Here is an 18,877-nt window from a genome sequence, read left to right as displayed (position 1 = left end):
GTTCTCTACAAGTTGCGTGAGTAAATATAACTAAACCAATTATAGAAAAAGTAGGTATTCAATAGTCATTAGCACTCATACAATTTTAGTACCAGCAATGTAAAAGCAATTAATTGAAACACTAAACAGGGAATGAGGTGATCCTCATTCCCTGTTTTTTTATGAGCCGGCTAAGATTTGCGAAAATCTTTTTTGTAGTAAAGACCCTGTTAGCTTAATAAGAACACTTTATACATTTTTCTCTCCAAATGGTGGAAAAATGAATAAAAATCTATATATGTTTCCACAGATAATGCTCTTTAATTTATATGTATTATTTTATTTAAAAAATTTAGGAAACCTTGCGCTCTTTAGTGTTCTTTAGTTCCCTTAAGCTTTCTTTTATTAACTCTCTTTGTTCCTCGGTAATAATAAAATCTGTAAGACGATCCTCAAAATGAGCTATACGTCTTTCCAACTCCTCTATAGTAAGGTAATTAGTATTCTTCATAAACTCAACAACTCCTCCTCTTATTATAATTTATAAATAATTAGTGTTCTTCATAAAATCCTCCAAAGCCGCTATTGGCTACGGGATATTTAAGTAAAGGAAGCTATCCAAAATCTATTTCTTCAAGTGGAAGTTTCATTTGAAATCCTTTTGATCCCAGGATCCCTTATTTAATTTTCCCATTGTTTAAGAACTTGTTCTTTTGCTATACGATAAACTTCTTCTTCTGTTTGGTTTTTGGTAGCTATTACGTTGGTTTGATAAACTTTACCTTTATGCGTTACATAGATTGTATACTTGTACATTTTGTTCTTTCCCCTCTTATAATTCTAATAATTCTAACTTTTCATTCATTCCATTTCACTAATAATTCAATTTCATATAGTTATTCCTATGAATGTTTTTTAGCTTTTTTATATTTTACAAATAATGCGAAAGTTATTAAAGCTAAAAAAAAGGTCAAGATTTGACAAATTCCCAACTTAACAAAAATTAATATACTCACTAGCAAAAGTAATGACTGGAAAAGTCAATAAAATCAACAAACTTTTTATGATTCTAATCTCTTATATATTTTGTTACACTTCTTGAAATGCAGAAAAATGTCGAAATATAAAAACTAAAAAAGGCTAGCTCCTGATACAGAACTTAAATTACCTTTTTGTTTTAATCCTTCAAATTAAATAACCACAAGGTAAAAAACCACCTTAGATAAGATGGTTTTCTTGCTTATTTATTAAACTAACGCACCCTTTAGTGTAAGTAGATTTCTTCACATCTTGTTGGTAATTATGTTTTTTTATTAAAAAAGCCACCAGTATGTCGGCAGCCTTGTTATTAGTACCTCGTCTATTCACTCAATATAGTGATGGATAGAATTAAAGAACAGCCAACCCTTGTGAACCAAGATAAGGAATATTAGTCCAGGCAGCAACCTGCACTCTAACCAGACTACCATCATCTTCTATATTAAATACTGATACTGTCCCCTGATTTCCGTTAAGGGTGTAAAAATGCCGTCCATCTTTACTCACTCCGACATCCATCGGCAGACCAGGTGCTGTACCTGCGGGTGTACTCGTAATATGCCTTACCACCGACAGCGCTCCATTGCGCTCGATTCGGTAGGTGGATATGGTGCCACTTAAAGTGTTGGTAATAAATGCAAAACGTTCATCCTTTGTTGGTACAACCCAGCATGCAGTTTTATATCCGTTTGGTACAGAGCCGCTGATCACATGAAGAATCCCATCATCGCTCAATAAATAAGATGACAGCGCATTTGAATCTGCTTCTGTAACTAATAGGATTCCAGAAGATAAAAAATAAGTGCCTAATGGTCCTTTACCATAAGAATTATTAACAATTGGTCCTGTAACCATACCATTTTTATTAACATGGAATACACTGAGATGGTTTGAGGTTAGTTCGGTTATAAGGATTTTACTACCATTAGGAGTAAAAAGAACCTGCCCCGGTTGAGCATTGAAAGTGCTGAGGGAGTGGGTGGAGCCGGGAAAAGGAGTAAGGCGACCATTATCATCAATGTGAAAACCTGTGATATTGGAAGTAAAATTGTTTGCGGGATTCCCTACATTGGATACATAGACAAGGTTACCAAACACATCAACACTGTTGGGCTGAGCACCTCCAGATGGCTTCACATCCACGAGGACAGGTGTTCCGTTTTCGGTTATGAAGAAACTGCTAATACTATGGCTTCCTGCGTTAACTGCAAGTAGGAAACGTCCATTACGGGACAAAGTTAGGGCACCTTGTGAAGTAAGGGGATCGACACCATCGTTTACTGTTGCAGTGGAAACTTCCTTTGTTCCAGTACCTTTTCCATAAGTTGGGTATAATCCGATAAAAGTGAGCATTCCATTCATATCCCTGTAAAAGGCAATGATTTGATTCATTATCTCATTATTGGTCATCATATATACCATACTCGCAGCTCCACGAAAATATTTGTTCATAATCCGCAACTCTCCTCCTTTCATAATTTTATATGGTGCTTTTGCCATTTAAATTCTCCAAATGGATTAATAATTGGTTCAAACGAGAGATGAATTATCATCCTCTTATCCCACTAATCCGTTTCTTCAATAAGAAAAAGCGTCTCTACTTAATGTAGAAACGCTCCCGGTAGCCATCCAAGTAGCAGAGTTGCCCCACAGAAGATGGGATTTTAAATGAAATTTTTCACATATAGGTCTTTCCAATAATAAAAAAATAATTGTTTACATTTGGCGACGGTACGCAAACGCACCCTTAACCATACACATACCTAAATTGCAGTGTGTTGTATAACATCACTTAAATATCTTTTATAACTTTTTTGGACGTTTAAAAAGAACCTTTAATCTTTTTTGCTGATATTGCCATCGGGTAATCCTTTTTAAAAGTCCGTAAGATACATGAATTTTTTCCTTCTCTAAAGCAATACCAGGCACCAGTTTCATCCACAATGATTTAGGAAAGGCTACCAATTGGTCAGGATATACACTTCTATGTCCAATGGTTATATATGCTGTAATGCAGGCACCTACTACATATATTCCTGTTAAACTGCCGAATAACTCGTAACCCATAAAAACTGCCGCGATTGGAGTATTAGATGCCGCAGCAACCACAGAAACCATACCAACTGCAGCCCCTAAAGCAGGATTGATACCTAAAATATTTGCTAATACATTCCCAGCTAGTGCTCCAATCACAAATTGTGGCGTAACAATTCCTCCGTAAAAGCCAGAACCTAATGTAATCGAAACAACCAGGGTTTTCCAAAACCATCCTAGATAAGACATTCTTTCACCGCTTAAGGCTCGGTCCATAATTGGCAAGCTCAAACTAAAATAATCCGTTGGTATTATCATAATAAGAATAGATAAAATGAGTCCACCTAAGAATGGCATCATTGGCGACCATATATGAAATCTTTGCTGAATAGAACTGAAAAGCCTGCGAACTCCCTCAAATAATTCAATAAATAACCACGAAATAAGACCACAGATAATTCCAATTACAACAATTTTTAAAAATAAGCCTTCTGAAAACGGATAGGAAATATTTATCGGATAATAAGCATACGTAATTCCCCATAATTTACTTACTTTAAATGAAGTCACTCCCGCAATAATTGCAGGAAATATAAAATCATGCCGAATTCGTCCAATAGCTAAAACTTCTATTCCATAAATCGCTCCTGCAATCGGCGTCCCAAATACACTTGCAAATCCAGCGCTAACTCCGCATGCAACAAGACGTTTTTGGAGTTCAGGATTTAAGCGGATTAAACGTCCAAAACAAGAAGCCAGTGTTCCCCCAATATGAGAACAAGGACCTTCTTTACCTGCAGATCCCCCTGAAGCAAGTGTAATAATTGCCGCAATTGGTTTAATAGCGATAGTCTTATAGGGCATTATACCGGATTGTTCATGAACCGCTGCAATGACAGAATCTTTTTTATCCTTAGATCCATTTCTATAGCCATAATACAAAATGAGACCATTCAAAATCCCGCCAATAGGCAAAAGAATCATATGTATCCACAACGGCAACTGCCAGGCTTTATCTGTTGAAAAATATAGCCCCTTTAAAAATAGACTTGTTCCTGTACCCACAATAGCTCCAGTAAATGTAGCTAAAACAAACCACCGTATGAGTGTAGCTATCATCACAAGTGGCTCAACAAATCTTATGCGAGACAATACTACCACCCCTCAATGAAAAGATAGCATTTTACAGAAGGCATGTCTAATTCTCAAACTGCCAAGTGATTTTGGCAAGAATATCCGCCAAAATGGCAGCCGGATCTTAAAAAGCTTGCACATGTTCGTATTATAAGGTCACATAGATATTTCTGATAAAAAAATTGCTCAATTCCAATTCACCAAAAATATTTTTTTAAATGATTAAATAATATAGAATAACTTATTTAATTTTTTGAATTTTGGGGGTATTAAAAAATGTCGTTACTTGACCGTCGGATTAGTAAAAACTTTTCCGAGCAAACAACACTGCTTATTTATGCCGCAGTTATTGGGATTGGGGGAGGTTACGGGGCTGTTGGTTTCCGCTTTCTAATCAATGAATTTACTTTTTTATTTTTCCAACATAATCAGACAGAACTTGCTTCTTTTCACGGAATTAGAACGCTATTTGTACCAATTTTCGGTGGATTAATGGTAGGGTTGCTGGTACATTTTTTTGCGAGGGAGGCTAAGGGTCATGGAGTACCAGAAGTAATGTATGCTGTAACTGAAAATAAAGGAGTAATCCGTCCACGAATCGTTGTTTTTAAAGCTCTTGCATCCGCAATTTGTATTGGCTCTGGAGGTTCCGTAGGTAGAGAAGGTCCAATTGTTCAAATTGGAGCTGCTTGGGGCTCAACATTTGGACGGCTCCTACGAATAAGGGATCATTATTTAAAAACTTTGGTCGCATGCGGGGCTGCAGCAGGAATAGCAGCTACATTTAACGCACCTATCGGTGGAGCACTTTTTGCGTTTGAAGTCATATTGGGTAATTTTGCTATCGCTAATGTCAGTGCAATTGTAATCTCATCCGTTCTATCTGCCGCAATTGGACGTATTTATTTTGGAAATATGGCTTCCTTTCCTGTTCCTCATTACCATGTATCAGGTGTTCCCATATTATTTTTATTTGCTATTCTTGGCATTATAGGTGGTTTATATGGAGTTGCCTATAGCAGGGTGCTTCTTTTTTTCGAAAACTTATGGGATAAAATAAAGACCCTACCCGAATGGCTTAAACCAGCAATTGGGGGTGTTTTTATTGGGGCTGTCGGATACTTTTTCCCACAAGTGCTTGGAGTTGGCTATCCTACTGTAGAAAAAGCCTTGTTGGCTCATTTCAATTTGGGGATGCTTCTTATTTTACTGATACTAAAATTATTAATGACATCAATTACCATTGCTTCGGGAGGTTCAGGAGGTGTCTTTGCCCCTGGGTTGTATCAGGGTGCCATGCTTGGTGGTGCTGTTGGGATTGTATTTAAAGTGATATTCCCAAATATTCAAATTAGTGATGGCGTGTTTGCTGCGGTAGGTATGTCTACTGTTTTTGCAGGGTCCGCCCACGCCCCGATTACAGCCATGATTATGTTATTTGAAATGACAGGAAATTATCAGCTTATTTTACCATTAATGCTTGCAACTGTTATTGCAACATCGGTTTCTACGAAAATAAACCGAGAAAGTATTTATACAATGAAATTAGCGAAAAGAGGAATTGATATTATTCGCAAACGTGCATCAGACCGTCTTTCTTCATTTTTGGTAGAAGAAGCCATTCACCCAGAAACACTTTGTCTACGTGATACAATGACTTTGGACGAAGCTTATAAAAATTTTGAAAATAGTGAGGAATGGTTTGCGACCGTTCGTGACATGGAAGGCAATTTATTGGGGAGCATTTCTAGAGCCCAGGTACTGGAGGAACTCCAACACAAACATGGAAGTTATATTTTAACTGGTATTCTCCCAACGAAAATTGGGCATGTATCTTCAAAAGCAACACTTAGTGAAGCAAGTCAAATTATGAATAAATTAGGTCTTAACTATCTATTGGTGGTTGAAGATAATTTTAAACCTATAGGTGTTATTGGAAGTTCCGATATTATTAGATGTTATAAGGAATAGAAATTCCACTAGAAATATTTCGTATGTTTTAAATAGTTTTTATTTATAAACCTATGATACCAATATCATGTATTAATAGTTGTTCCATTTCAGATGTTTCATTTTCGAGACATCTGTTTTTCTTTTTCAACTAAACTCCCTCTATATAGAAAGGAAAATCTCACGATTTCTCTTGTTTTCTCCAAATTTCGTAGTAGTTTGTTTTAAAGTCCAATTGAACATTGGAATTATAGTGTACTAAAGGATAATTTTGGGAACAAAGTGAAAAAAAACTTATAGTTAACCAAACCAACCTTATCCAAAAGTTGGATAACTAGATAAAGTATGGTCGCACGTAGATCTCCACATTTCTCATGGAGGTCAACCCTCCCATTTCTCACAGAGTCTAAGCTCCAAAATTCCTTCATCCAGCCTTTCCATGAGGTGGATGTCAGTCATGCTGCCAGACAGGGTCCTTGCCCGTATTTTAGTTGATTTACTGACTAATCTGTGCTTCAAATGTCTAAAACAATAAAACTACTATTTAATGAATTTCACTAAAAGAAATTTAAGCTGCTATCTGTAATTCCGCCATATGAGGAATGTCCCTTAACATACGTTCTTCACTAAATTCACACTGCTTTTTACCGATGGTAAACAGAATTCGTATAAGCTTGTTACATATTGCAATCAACGATTGCATCTTTTTTAATGGATTATTTGGGCGTTTTGTAAAATACTCATGTAATTCTTTAAAAGCTTTATTTTTAGCGACCAAAGGCATTGCCACCTGCTTTAGCTCCTTTATTTTATTGAGTCCTACTGCACGTTTAACAGCTTTCCGAAGATGTACTAATATTTCTTGTTCCGAAAGATTCACTAACTCATGTGGCAATAAATTTAGTTTTAATAATTGTATCGCCGACTTACCTTCCCAATCTTTAAATACCGTTAGGAATTCTGGAAAGTAGCGGTCTATCCAATTATGGATTTGCCCCTGAACTGCCTGAAGATTAACAGATAAGAGATCACGTATTTTTCGAGCCACTCGAAGTTCTGCATAAACTCCTTGTGGAATATTCGGTTCAGCATATCTCCCGTCTTTGACCAACTGTGCAATAACTCTTGCATCCATTACATCATTTTTAGTTGGAGAATTATCATCCAGCTCTTTACTCTTCTTTACATGCATAGGATTTACGACCACAAACTTAATATGACGATCCTTAAGGAAGTGAGCTAAATTCAGCCAATAATGACCTGTCGGCTCCATTCCTACAATCACTTTTTCCATTTTGTTTTGACCCATTAAAGTTTTAATCCACTCTATGAAACAGTTAAAGTTAGAATTTGTATTTTCAAAGTATAATGGTGCCGAAATTTCTAAACCTCTAAAGTCCTGTGCTCTTGCCACATGCTTGTATTTGGCAATATCAACACCTATAATTAATGTTTGAGAAGTAATTTGAGCAATCTTTTCATTTTGGTTATAATTCATTTAAATAGCCTCCTGGTTGTATTTGTGTCCTTTTTGCCGCCAAGCTTTGGACACTCATATCTTACCAAGGGGCTTTTTTATAATCAAACCTCATATTTCTTCATTACAGGAATGCTGCCATTTAGCTCAATAAAACAAAATATCTGAATTCCCCCCAAGGTAACAAAACATCAATTATGTTACATAAATAAAAGTCACCCTTAAGGGTGACTCCAGATTGTAGACAAAAGGCATCCGAATGTGTCCATTCGGATGCCTTTTTGTTGGACTTTTGCTCGTAAGAGCAAAACTTAGACTTATCTTATTCATATATTTACCCCATTACCGGACTTTTCCATGTCCAGCTGGCCATCTTTTTCAAATTCATGGCAGCAAAAGTAAGCATCGCTTGCATAGACAATTTTTTTAGACCTCTTAAGGTTGTCCATCGCATTCCATGCTTTTCCTTAGCATCCGCAAAGACACGCTCAATCGTTTCTTTACGTCTTGCATATATAGTTTTATTTTCTTCTGTATGACGAAGATGGTCGGCTTCTTCTAAATAGTTTTCCCACACATGTCGTTGAATTAGTTTTTTATGTTCTTTACTCTGTGTACACTGTGATAATAATGGGCAATTTTTACACTCAATGGGGTTAGAGAAGTATTGTCGATAACCTTCCTTTGTCGTTGTTGCATATTTTAATATTTGTCCTTTCGGACAGATATAACAATCATAGTATTCATCATAAACATATTCATGCTTTCTTAAGAAGCCATCCTTCGTACGAGGGCGAGTGTAAGGTAATGCAGGCGTTATATCATTTTCAAATAAGTATTGGGCAATGGCAGGCGTTTTATATCCAGCATCAGCAGCAACAGCCTCAGGTTTCCCGTGTTTTTCAATGACCTTTTCTAGAATTGGTTCAAAAATAACGCTATCGTGTATATTCCCTGGTGTAACAATCGTACCCAGAACAAAACCATTTCGATCAGCAGCTGTATGGAATGAGTAAGCAAACTGTTTAGTACGCTCGTCCTTTACGTAATAACCACTTTCTGGGTCCGTGGTGCTTTCTTTAATTTCTTTCTTTTCTTCCTTTTCAAATTTATCTGGAGGAAATGGCTTTTTCCCGTGATCTTCGCGGTCACTATTAATCTCCTCTTGTAATCGCGCTTCATATGCTTTGGTTTCTTTTCGAACGACTTTCTTCTCAATTTTACGCTTATTTGCACTTGCTTTAACATGTGTGGAATCAATAAAAACGTGATCACTGCTTATTAATTTTTTATCAGAAGCTTCCTTCAAAATACGATAGAAAATCTGCTCAAACAAATCAGTGTTCTTGAAACGTCTTTCGTAATTTTTACCGAAGGTTGAGAAATGTGGTACTTTATCATAAAATCCAAAGCCTAAAAACCAACGATAAGCAATATTTGTGTCGATTTCCTCTATAGTTTTACGCATAGAGCGAATACCGAAGGTATATTGGATAAACGCCATCTTAATCAATACTACAGGGTCAATACTCGGACGACCTCGATCAGATGAATACATATCTTGTACAAGTGAATAGATAAATGAGAAATCTATGGCAGCTTCTATTTTGCGAACCAAATGGTTCGCAGGTACAAGTTGTTCTAAAGCTATCATTTCTATTTGGTCACGATTCATCTGTGTATTTTTTGAAAGCATAGTATCCACCTCATTAAAATCTTCATATATCAATTATACAAAAAAGACTGCCGGCAGACCCGATTTTTCTCGGATTTGTCGACAGTCTGAAGTCACCCTTAAGGGTGACTCCATTATTTACATATGTTTATCTGGTACGAGCACGTAACGGTCTACCTTGCACTATCATGAATAGCTGATTACCTATTTATGATCTTTCGACCATAAATAAACAGTTTACCACTCATAATAATGGTTCGTTCGACCGTACAAAATACCTGTACACCCATATATAACCTCTCGGCTATATAAGAACGTTAACCTCATTGAGTCATATACTCAACTTAGTCTACGGCACTCAGTACGATCTTCGCTCGACCCTATATGATAAATTGGGACCCAATTGTAATAATACCTTCTAGAGGTACGACTACAATAAAACCTTTCTTTACCATATAGAATCTTCCCTCCGACTATACACAAACCATGATTAGATGACCTGTATACAATCTTTGGCCGACCTATATACACCCCAAAAGAGCATATATAAATCTTGGCTCAACCGTTACGTACCCGATACTAATATCATGAGCAAATTCATTTAAATTATGTGCGACTAAAAATTTAACTTTTTTGGTAAAAGATAACCTTTAACCATTGAACATATTATTTTTAGTTCTACACATAAAACTCTTGATTTAAACTTACTAAGGAGTGATCACTCATGTACAATCAACAAGTCATTTCTCAAATCCAAAGCGCCTTACAACAAATGCAAAGCTCAGAACAAAGGCTCAGCGTGAAGCTTCTGCTGTTCAGCAAATTCAACATCTTAGCCTATTATGTACCCAATTAAGCCAAGAAGTTCAACGTGTGTCCCAATTAGGGACTCAACACCAACCTTGGCAACCTCAAGTTGGAGTACAACAACCATTTATACAACCAGTAACTTCTTATTCACCAATGAATCCACAGCATTAATAAAAACGTTTTAGCATATTAAGTTTTCATCATAAAAATCCCGACTTATCTCTTTATTTCATAGATAAGTCCGGATTTGTTTTTAAATGTTTTCTCATAATTTACAAAAAGGTATGTATTTTAGCTAAACAATCGTCCCCAATTTCTTCATGAGCCTGTCCTCTTACTCGGAGATTACGAGCTTGCCAATCTAAACATTTCACTTGGTCGGTTAAAATAACACCTTGAAAAGCCAAGCCCTCAGGGAGCTTGACTTCGTAACCCCATCCTTTTATAGGGGTAGAGTCAGGATAATGCGAATTTACAACTCTAAGGAATTTTTTAACTATAAAAAAAGCCGATTTCCACTTCTAGGAATCGACTTTTTTTAATTTATTTTGTTCACCTAACGCACCTGTTAGCTCAACAAGGACTATTACTATTTAACGTTATTAAGCTAGATAAACTTTTCCCCAATTGGTGTAACTATTCCATCCATACTAATAGAATTTTTCTTTTTACGATATTCTTCTAAGTCTTGTTCGCTTTTATTGGTAGCCCACTGTTGAAGAGTATCTCGTTCTCCATTGTATGAATAAAATGGAACACTAAAACCACATGACGTTTTTACCGTTTCAATCTTTGCATGAATTATTTGACGAGAACCAGGTAGGATATCAAAGTGCTTAGCCATGTCATCCCATTCTGGTGAGTCTGGTAATACTACCTTACCTCTTCCGTATAGACGTAAAATCATCGGGGGACCTTCAAAAGCTAAGAACATAAATGTAATTCTACCGTTATTTAATAAATGGGCACTTGTTTCATTGCCACTACCAGTTAAATCTAAATAAGCGACCTCATTTGCTGAAAATATCCTTAGTACATCATGACCTTTAGGGGAAATATTAACATGTCCGCCTGTTGATAGTGGTGCTGAACCAACGAAAAAAATCCGTTGTTTTCTTATAAATTCTTCATGTTTTGGAAGTATTGATGAATAAACTGTTCCCATAATATACTCCTCCTCGCCTCACCAATTGTTTAAAATAAAAAGCCTACCATCTCATAAGAGACGATAGGCTTTACCTTCGTGGTACCACTCTTGTTGATTTGCTATTACAACAAATCCACTTTATAACTGATTACGGATGTCAACCGTTAAGACTTACATATCAGCCTTACCACTCGTGGGCGAGTTGGGGACCTTATTGACTGTCTTTCACCAGCCGACAGCTCTCTAAACAATAAATATTCCTTAATACTCCCAGTCACTGTGTTTCGAAATTTTGCAATTTTCTTAATTTTATTATGTATTATTAAATTGGTCAACCATATTTTTCTATTTCTTGTTCAACTAAACTGATTGTTACTTAAATATGAAAAAAGACTGTAGCTTCCATCAAAAACATAAGCTCCTTTATTTGAAAAGTACATCATTTATTACACATTATAGGTCAATTATAATTTACATTTTTTGGAATAAATATATTGATTCCAGCGAAGACTTAAGTTAAGGGCAAGGAAACAAGCACCTTTTGAATCGTCCTCTATGCTATTCCTTGCCCAATCCTTTCTATACCTCAGGTATCCTCCTGCCTGAGGACTAATATTTTTTATTATTAAACTAAACTGCTGCCGTTAGTATAAATTCACAAACTCTACTCTTTATTTCAAAGTAAATATCCAATTTTATTGAAATCGTTACTCAACAATCTGACCCTTTACTGAAAAAACCTGTGAAAGGTACTCTTTTCTTTGGAAATATTGTTTGAGTGTTATTTTTGGTAAGTAGTCATAGGGATAGTGGATTTACCTGTATCGAGCTGTTGACTCCAAAGGGAATGACACTCTATATTCTTATCGAGGAGTTTTTGCACTAGAACCCAAAATCCTATACTGAATCAAAACGTTGCCTCAGCCGGATAGCCTCGTTGTTCCCAGTATCCCTGAATACGAGTGGATGCAAATTCAACGCGATTTACCCATTTGATGGATTTGTACCCATACATTCTTGGCACCACTAATCGAAGCGGAAAACCTTGTTCGACTCGAAGTGGCTGTCGGTCCATCTTATAAGCAAGAAGAACATCGGATTCCAAAGCTTCTTTTAAGGACAAGCTTTCTGTATAGACACCGTCGGCAGAATAGAAGGTAATGAATGAAGCCTCTGAAGTTGGTTTTACCAATGAAACAAGCTCGCGGATGTGAATCCCTTCCCATTCCACATCAGCTACCGTCCATCCCGTTACGCATTGGAAATTTTTGATCTGTTTTGTGACAGGCAAAGATGTCAATTGTTCCATGGTAATGGATTTTTTAGTAGTAACTAGACCATCAACCATCAATCGGTACTTATCGAGCAAGACTTTTGGATAGTTGTCCGTTACAGTAAAATATTCTGGAAACTCATGTATACCCGGTTTCGAATCTGTTAATACTTTACCCCGCGTAGTGAAAAGCTTAGAAAACGGAGTTATTGCAATTGCACCAATCACTAATCCTGAAATTCCCCAGCGCAGAAATTGTCGACGTTCTGAATCCATTTTTTTCGTCACGAGTGTTTGGGGATAATGGGTCCCGGTTGCTTTAAAAATACCATGCAAGATAAACCAAACTCCTAATAGATAAGACAAATTCCCATGCCAAGGGAAAGCTGCCTCTCTTATACTTGCGGGAAACCAATCGACCTTCCACAAAGAAAATCCTGTTAAAACAATCGCCATACCAAAAAAGATCGGCATAAACCAATCGACTTTTCGAATACGGTTCACCTTTGGCAACTTCTTCACAATAGGAGAAAATAACGACAGAAAGAACACAATACCAAGGAAAATATGCACATCATAAATGAAGGATAAATACCGTATCAGCCTAACATGGAAAATTGGGATATCAAGAACAAGTCCTGTTAACATGAGAGCCAAAAACGATACAATGGAGTAATTGTGAAGCCATACATAATATTTCGTCCATTTCCCATGAGGAAGCCATTTTTTTTTCATTAGTACCATCCTCTTAAATTTTCTATAAATTTTTCTCTTTGCATGGGATCAACACCAATATATGAAACTATATCATTCATTTTTATAATAAAAATTTATTACTACTGTGTACCTTATAATTTTTTGAAGGGTCTTTAAATGCTGTTTCATTTAGGAAATAAATCAGCACAGGCAGGCAAAATGCCACTCCCATCCAAACATGAATATCTTTTATCCATACTCTGAACGACGGAAATAAAGCACGAAATGAAGTGAAAAATAACATAAAACCCGTTACACTTACACTAGAAATAGCATGGCATTTACATGATACAGTCGAATCAGTCTTTTTCCAAAGTTTAAATTTCTTTGGAAAAAGAGTTTATAATTCATCCTCTTCACCTTCCATGCTTTTAAGTATAGGTATGATGATAGTAAAGGTGCTCCCTTCTCCCACCTCGCTCGAAACGTTTATTGTTCCGTCATGACTTTCTGCTATCGTCTTAGCTATCGCAAGCCCCAGCCCTGCTCCTCCAAACTGAAGGTTTCGTGACTTTTCAACCCGATATGTTCTTTCGAATATATGAGGAAGCTCATTATTAGGGATTCCCTCTCCAAAATCACGAATCGAAATTCCGAGTTTTTCGTCTGGAAGGAGAGTCACTTTTATCCTAATCGTCCCATTTGCTTTAGAAAATCGGATGGCATTATCTAACAGGTTAAATAATAATTTTTGAAAATAAAGCACATCGACATAAATAGCTGGAATTTGGTCAGGCAAGTCAATTTTAACCTCAATATTCTTCTTTTCTAAATGGATTTCTTCGTGCTTTAATACATAAAGTAACAATTCGTCTATATTTGTCTTTTCTTTCTTAAGCTTTATAGCCCCTGAATCTAGCAGGGATAGCTGAAAGAGCTGTTGAATCAGTTGATTCATTCTTTCTGTTTCCAGTGAAATGGTTTTTAGGTAACGTTTAAAGGTTGCATCATCCTCGACCACTCCGTCCTCTATGGCTGATACGAACACCTTTATTGATGCCATGGGCGTTCGCAAATCATGAGAAATATTCGCCACTAATTCTCTTCGCGAGACTTCCGCTTTGTTAATTTGACTAAATGCATGATTCAGCTGAGTGTTCATATCATTAAATTGTTTTGTAAGTTCCTTAATTTCTGTTGGACCTACTTCAGGAAGAAAGCCTTCAAATTTTCTTAAGGCAATTTGTTGCGCTTGTTTCGCAAGAAGTTGAATGGAACTTTCTACCGGCTTTGTTAATAGATAATGGATAATGCTTGAGATAACAGAAGAAAAAATAGTAATCAGTGAAAGCAAAATAATCACTTTAGTAGGTAACACCATATATACATAGCTTAAAAATAAGAATGTAAACATGATAAAAATACTAACACTATTGGCAATTAAGAAGATCCATTTAATCTTCATTGGCTTTCACTTGACACAAATTTATAGCCAATTCCCCAAACAGTTTGAATATATTTTGGCTTAGAAGGATTTTCTTCAATTTTCTCCCGTAATCTTCGTATATGAACGGTAACAGTCGTGGTATCATCATCAAATTCAGTTTGCCAGACCTGATAAAGAAGCTGTGAACGGGAAAAAACCTGTTTCGGATGAGATGTAAGCAAAAAGAGTAAATCAAACTCCTTCATCGTCAGATCAATTAATTTTTCATTTAGAAATACTTCCCGATTTGCTACATTTATTGTGAATGGAGGGGCTTTAATGATTTGAGTTTGGTCAGATTCAGTGACCTTGGATTTTTTTTGATAATCCAATAAACGGCAAATACTATTCACTCTTAAGACTAGTTCTCTTGGATTAAATGGTTTCGTTATATAATCATTAGCCCCAATGGTAAGCCCTATCAGGCGATCATATTCCTCGCCTTTTGCAGTCAAAAAAATAATCGGAATATCATCCGTTTCCCGAATGGTCTCACATACTTTCCATCCATCGATAATAGGCATCATTAAATCTAAAATGATGATGGTAAAATCATTTTCCTGCCAAAGCTTAATTGCTTCATCTCCGTTTGTTCCCGTCAAAACATGATAGCCCTCGCGCTCTAAATAACGTGTACAAACATCCAAAATGGAAGGCTCATCATCAACTAGTAAAATTCTTTTTTCCACACCTATACATCCCTCGAATCATATTTACCCTTAGTTTATCACTTCCAATAAAAAAGAAATAAGCTGCAACTTTACTTTATTTATCATTTTTTATCTCGGGCATTATTTACTTTTATTCATATTGTCTTTATTGCTCATATCATTTTTACCATTCGTATCTTGTTTATTGGTCATTCCATTTTGATTCTTCATATCTTGTTTATTGCTCATTCCATTTTGATCTTTCATATCTTGTTTATTACTCATTCCATTTTGATTTTTCATCTTCTCATCTTTACCCATATTATTTTTGTTTCCATTCATTTCTCCCTGTTTCATACTTGTGGATTTTGAATCATTTAAATTACTATTCCCACATGCCGTTAATGCCAACATACCTACAAATGCCACCATCATAACCCATACTTTAAAACCTTTCATTTTCTTCTCTCCTTTGAAATTTGAATTGATTTAATCATAAAAACCAAAACTTACATTATAAGAACCCAAACCTTACAAAAGTCTTACAATTTAATAAAAAATTTAGAAAGGAATCAAAGCATGACAGTATGTATGAATCTCCCACAATTTATTCACTTAAACAATAAATTGAATTTACCATTGAAAAAATATAAATTGATATAAGGAGATCCTCAATGAAGAAAATTCTATAGTGGTTCTTTCTGTTTTCTTTTTTGTATATCTTGGTCTTTATTTTTTTATCAAAAGGTAGTTACAGCACAAACCCCTTCCATCTCCGGGAACAACACTTAAAAAAGGGTTATTTTAGGGGGAGTGAGATTTAGGTACACTCAGTATAAACATCCCTGAAATGTTGGGCTCCACCTATATTTTTCTCGAATGGCGATCTTATCGAATCGGCAAAATATATTATTGTTACACTCAAGTAACTATGTAAAGAAATAAAAACATAATGTGTATGTTGATTAAAGGAAGGAATGATTAAAGCGGATAAGAAAATAGATCATATAGGTATTGCTGTTCGCAATTTAGATGACAGTATTAATTTTTATATAAATGTGTTAGGTGGTATATTAATTGACTGTTACAAGAGTGATGTCATAGGTGTGGAAAGTGAAGTAGCCATTATCGATATCAATGGAGGCAGGATTGAATTGCTCGCGCCAACAAATAATATTACATCTCCCATTGCACGATTTATACAACAAAAAGGGAAAGGTGTACATCATATTGCGTATCGAGTCGAAAATTTAGATGTGGCTTTAGATGAACTGAAAAAGCAAGATATTCGTATTTTAGAAAATACTTTGAGGATTAATAAACACGGAAGAAGATTAATTTATTTAAATCCGGCTGATACAGAAGGTACCATTATTGAGTATTGTGATTACCCTGGGCAAAATATTCGTTAATTAAAGTCCATACTTACCAAGTGGATATTGAACTGTTAAGATTCCATTTTTAATCCTTTACCAATAACATGGATATGAATTAAAAAATCATTGAACTATAATGCTGCGCTACTTGAAGACAAGAAAAGCATTACCGTTCTTAAAGTAACGCATCTCGTTACTTAAGTGTAATTATTCACAAACTAATTAATAGTTAACCATTCCTAATAATGACTCCTTTTCGTTAAACAAGAAAAACCTTACTTCTATTGAAGTAAAGCTCTTTTACTCTAAATAATATTCATAACGATTAATTAATTGACTTATCAATGTTAAGAAGATGCCCCGTTTTAAAAGGATGTAATTGCGTGTCACCAACACCTGATTTACATAATTAGTTTACTGCATGATTCAATGCAATCATCAGGAAAATGAAAAAGGGCTGTCGAAACAGTCCTTTTGTTGTGAAATAAAGCATTCGTTTAACTGAAAAAGATTATTTATTCTTTGCTAAGTTTTTCAGATTATTTCTTGTTCAATTATACCATGATCGTGAGATTGCTTCCTTAAATCAATTTCCTTTAAAGGAATAATCTTAGTTTTGTATTTAATTTTATATCCCATCCATAATGCTACAAAAATAGGGAATCCAATGTAACTCGATAACAAAGTATCCCATTGTGTGTCACCCCAGTCACACATGATCAAAATAACTAGACAAACAACAAAGGCGAAAATCGAACCGAATGGGAAGAACTTTGAATGATAAGCCAATTCGCTTACATCTCTCCCTTGCGCATTCATCGCTTTTCTGAAACGGTATTGACTGATGGAAATACACAGCCAGTTGATAAATCCTGTTGAACTCGTAACGTACAATAAGTCATTAAATAGTTGGTTTGTGCTCTTAAAGTAAGACATGAATGAAATAACACCGACGATTGTCGTTAAATAGACTGCATTGAGGGGAACCCCATTCTTTGCAACTTTTGCAAAAACCTTAGGCGCCTTTCCTGATTTAGCAAGTGCCCATAACATACGAGATGAAGCATAAATGGATGAGTTCCCTGCTGATAAGACAGCAGTAAGCATAACCGCATTTATAATTGCGGCGGCTGATGCCAAACCGGCTCTTTCGAACAAAATTGTGAACGGGCTATATGCAACATTCCCACCAGCATTTAATAAATGCTTATCAGTGTATGGAACCAACATGCCTATGATAAATATGGCAAAAACATAGAAAAGTAGGATGCGCCAGAAAACACTTTTAATCGCTTTCGGGACATTTTTTTCTGGATCGGCACTCTCTCCGGCAGCAATTCCAACCAATTCTGTTCCTTGAAAAGCAAATCCTACGATTAATAAAGCAAGAAACCAGTCGGATACTTTACCATGAAATGGTGATCCACCAGTATTGAATATAGAGAAACCGGTTGCTTTTCCAGTGAAAACACCATAAATCATTAATACGCCAGTAACAATAAAGACAATAACGGTGATAACCTTGATTCCTGCAAACCAGAATTCAGCCTCGCCATAACCTTTAACACTAATAATATTTAGTAGGAATAATACAAGTAAGAATGATGCACTCCAAATCCATGCGGGAACATGTGGAAACCAATATCCCATATATAGCGCACCGGCAGTTAATTCAGCAGGAATAGTTAATGCCCATGTTAACCAATAATTCCAACCAACAGCATATCCAAAAGCAGGGTCGACAAATCGTGTACCATACGCCTCGAATGAGCCCGCAACAGGCATAAATGTAGCCATTTCCCCTAAACCTGTCATAATGAAGTAAATCATTATTCCAACAATAAGATAACCTAACAGTGCACCACCTGGTCCAATTTTTACGATATTCCCACCACTTGCTAAAAATAAGCCAGTACCAATAGCGCCACCAATGGCTATCATTGACAAGTGACGAGACTGTAATTTCCGCTCTAATTTGTTATTCTCCTGACTCATAAAGCTCACTCCTTCTAAAAGTTAAAAGTCATATATATGATTTCTATAAAAAAGGAAATTGGTTTTTCAAACTTTCTATTCAGGGTGATAACGAGTTTGAGTCACTTCTAGTGAACCTCACATGTAAAAAAAGTATAATATGGTGGACTGCATCCAA

General features: G+C 35.8%; 15 protein-coding genes and 1 other annotated feature. Of the genes, 3 read left to right on the top strand and 12 right to left on the bottom strand.

Annotation, left to right across the window (positions count from 1 at the left end; genetic code table 11):
• Positions 1-331 precede the first annotated feature (331 nt).
• The 4 genes from ACZ5XR_RS12290 to ACZ5XR_RS12275 all read right to left on the bottom strand — a co-directional run bounded on the left by ACZ5XR_RS12290 (position 332) and on the right by ACZ5XR_RS12275 (position 4,203).
• Positions 332-490 carry a hypothetical protein gene (locus ACZ5XR_RS12290; RefSeq protein ID WP_464501921.1) on the bottom strand — a complete coding sequence of 53 codons (159 nt, stop codon included), beginning with the start codon at positions 488-490 and terminating at the stop codon, positions 332-334.
• A 170-nt stretch (positions 491-660) separates the two neighbouring features.
• Positions 661-795: a BA3454 family stress response protein gene (locus tag ACZ5XR_RS12285; RefSeq protein WP_144555969.1), complete on the bottom strand. Its 135-nt coding sequence runs from the start codon at positions 793-795 to the stop codon at positions 661-663.
• A gap of 573 nt (positions 796-1,368) precedes the next feature.
• Positions 1,369-2,469: a lactonase family protein gene (locus ACZ5XR_RS12280; protein ID WP_464501920.1), complete on the bottom strand. Its 1,101-nt coding sequence runs from the start codon at positions 2,467-2,469 to the stop codon at positions 1,369-1,371.
• A 351-nt stretch (positions 2,470-2,820) separates the two neighbouring features.
• A complete protein-coding gene (locus ACZ5XR_RS12275) occupies positions 2,821-4,203 on the bottom strand; it encodes a chloride channel protein (RefSeq protein ID WP_464501919.1) in 1,383 nt (460 codons plus the stop codon).
• A gap of 258 nt (positions 4,204-4,461) precedes the next feature.
• On the opposite strand from ACZ5XR_RS12275, the gene ACZ5XR_RS12270 reads away from it, so the two are divergent.
• Complete coding sequence (locus ACZ5XR_RS12270; RefSeq protein ID WP_464501918.1) at positions 4,462-6,156, top strand: chloride channel protein; 1,695 nt, start codon at positions 4,462-4,464, stop codon at positions 6,154-6,156.
• Between the two features lie 547 nt (positions 6,157-6,703).
• Here ACZ5XR_RS12270 and ACZ5XR_RS12265 read toward each other — a convergent pair.
• Both ACZ5XR_RS12265 and ACZ5XR_RS12260 read right to left on the bottom strand, forming a co-directional pair.
• Positions 6,704-7,633, bottom strand: coding sequence for an IS110 family transposase (locus tag ACZ5XR_RS12265; protein WP_464501917.1), 930 nt, complete (start codon positions 7,631-7,633; stop codon positions 6,704-6,706).
• Positions 7,634-7,946: 313 nt separating this feature from the next.
• Entirely contained in the window at positions 7,947-9,308 is a 1,362-nt protein-coding gene (locus ACZ5XR_RS12260) for an IS1182 family transposase (RefSeq protein ID WP_464501916.1), read from the bottom strand.
• A gap of 703 nt (positions 9,309-10,011) precedes the next feature.
• On the opposite strand from ACZ5XR_RS12260, the gene ACZ5XR_RS12255 reads away from it, so the two are divergent.
• Positions 10,012-10,143, top strand: coding sequence for a hypothetical protein (locus ACZ5XR_RS12255; protein ID WP_464501915.1), 132 nt, complete (start codon positions 10,012-10,014; stop codon positions 10,141-10,143).
• Between the two features lie 561 nt (positions 10,144-10,704).
• Here the strand turns inward: ACZ5XR_RS12255 and ACZ5XR_RS12250 are convergent.
• The 5 genes from ACZ5XR_RS12250 to ACZ5XR_RS12230 all read right to left on the bottom strand — a co-directional run bounded on the left by ACZ5XR_RS12250 (position 10,705) and on the right by ACZ5XR_RS12230 (position 15,808).
• Complete coding sequence (locus tag ACZ5XR_RS12250; RefSeq protein WP_464501914.1) at positions 10,705-11,262, bottom strand: pyridoxamine 5'-phosphate oxidase family protein; 558 nt, start codon at positions 11,260-11,262, stop codon at positions 10,705-10,707.
• Between the two features lie 53 nt (positions 11,263-11,315).
• Positions 11,316-11,531: a binding site (T-box leader), on the bottom strand.
• A 620-nt stretch (positions 11,532-12,151) separates the two neighbouring features.
• The gene (locus tag ACZ5XR_RS12245; protein WP_464501913.1) at positions 12,152-13,252 is read right to left on the bottom strand and encodes a molybdopterin-dependent oxidoreductase; all 1,101 of its coding nucleotides are present in this window, start codon (positions 13,250-13,252) and stop codon (positions 12,152-12,154) included.
• Positions 13,253-13,613: 361 nt separating this feature from the next.
• Positions 13,614-14,678: a HAMP domain-containing sensor histidine kinase gene (locus ACZ5XR_RS12240; RefSeq protein ID WP_464501912.1), complete on the bottom strand. Its 1,065-nt coding sequence runs from the start codon at positions 14,676-14,678 to the stop codon at positions 13,614-13,616.
• Positions 14,675-15,388, bottom strand: coding sequence for a response regulator transcription factor (locus ACZ5XR_RS12235; protein WP_464501911.1), 714 nt, complete (start codon positions 15,386-15,388; stop codon positions 14,675-14,677). The genes ACZ5XR_RS12240 and ACZ5XR_RS12235 overlap by 4 nt, the downstream gene beginning before the upstream one ends.
• A 102-nt stretch (positions 15,389-15,490) precedes the next feature.
• Positions 15,491-15,808 (bottom strand): hypothetical protein, encoded by a 318-nt coding sequence (locus ACZ5XR_RS12230; RefSeq protein ID WP_464501910.1) that lies wholly within the window; start codon positions 15,806-15,808, stop codon positions 15,491-15,493.
• Positions 15,809-16,326: 518 nt separating this feature from the next.
• Here ACZ5XR_RS12230 and ACZ5XR_RS12225 point away from each other — a divergent pair.
• Entirely contained in the window at positions 16,327-16,761 is a 435-nt protein-coding gene (locus ACZ5XR_RS12225; RefSeq protein WP_464501909.1) for a VOC family protein, read from the top strand.
• A gap of 498 nt (positions 16,762-17,259) precedes the next feature.
• Here the strand turns inward: ACZ5XR_RS12225 and ACZ5XR_RS12220 are convergent, their stop codons facing one another.
• Positions 17,260-18,720 carry an amino acid permease gene (locus tag ACZ5XR_RS12220; RefSeq protein WP_464501908.1) on the bottom strand — a complete coding sequence of 487 codons (1,461 nt, stop codon included), beginning with the start codon at positions 18,718-18,720 and terminating at the stop codon, positions 17,260-17,262.
• Positions 18,721-18,877 lie beyond the last annotated feature (157 nt).

The organism is Neobacillus sp. Fa239, assembly GCF_055395235.1.
Note: the sequence above shows the minus strand (reverse complement) of the source record. Positions and strands in the feature narration are given on the sequence as shown.

What these genes read in the sequence shown, in the direction of transcription:
- ACZ5XR_RS12220 (WP_464501908.1), bottom strand. Translation starts at nt 18,720, where the DNA reads ATGAGTCAGGAGAATAACAAATTAGAGCGGAAATTACAGTCTCGTCAC.
- ACZ5XR_RS12280 (WP_464501920.1), bottom strand. Translation starts at nt 2,469, where the DNA reads ATGAACAAATATTTTCGTGGAGCTGCGAGTATGGTATATATGATGACC.
- ACZ5XR_RS12285 (WP_144555969.1), bottom strand. Translation starts at nt 795, where the DNA reads ATGTACAAGTATACAATCTATGTAACGCATAAAGGTAAAGTTTATCAA.
- ACZ5XR_RS12225 (WP_464501909.1), top strand. Translation starts at nt 16,327, where the DNA reads ATGATTAAAGCGGATAAGAAAATAGATCATATAGGTATTGCTGTTCGC.
- ACZ5XR_RS12270 (WP_464501918.1), top strand. Translation starts at nt 4,462, where the DNA reads ATGTCGTTACTTGACCGTCGGATTAGTAAAAACTTTTCCGAGCAAACA.
- ACZ5XR_RS12230 (WP_464501910.1), bottom strand. Translation starts at nt 15,808, where the DNA reads ATGAAAGGTTTTAAAGTATGGGTTATGATGGTGGCATTTGTAGGTATG.
- ACZ5XR_RS12290 (WP_464501921.1), bottom strand. Translation starts at nt 490, where the DNA reads ATGAAGAATACTAATTACCTTACTATAGAGGAGTTGGAAAGACGTATA.
- ACZ5XR_RS12255 (WP_464501915.1), top strand. Translation starts at nt 10,012, where the DNA reads ATGTACAATCAACAAGTCATTTCTCAAATCCAAAGCGCCTTACAACAA.
- ACZ5XR_RS12245 (WP_464501913.1), bottom strand. Translation starts at nt 13,252, where the DNA reads ATGAAAAAAAAATGGCTTCCTCATGGGAAATGGACGAAATATTATGTA.
- ACZ5XR_RS12250 (WP_464501914.1), bottom strand. Translation starts at nt 11,262, where the DNA reads ATGGGAACAGTTTATTCATCAATACTTCCAAAACATGAAGAATTTATA.
- ACZ5XR_RS12260 (WP_464501916.1), bottom strand. Translation starts at nt 9,308, where the DNA reads ATGCTTTCAAAAAATACACAGATGAATCGTGACCAAATAGAAATGATA.
- ACZ5XR_RS12240 (WP_464501912.1), bottom strand. Translation starts at nt 14,678, where the DNA reads ATGAAGATTAAATGGATCTTCTTAATTGCCAATAGTGTTAGTATTTTT.
- ACZ5XR_RS12265 (WP_464501917.1), bottom strand. Translation starts at nt 7,633, where the DNA reads ATGAATTATAACCAAAATGAAAAGATTGCTCAAATTACTTCTCAAACA.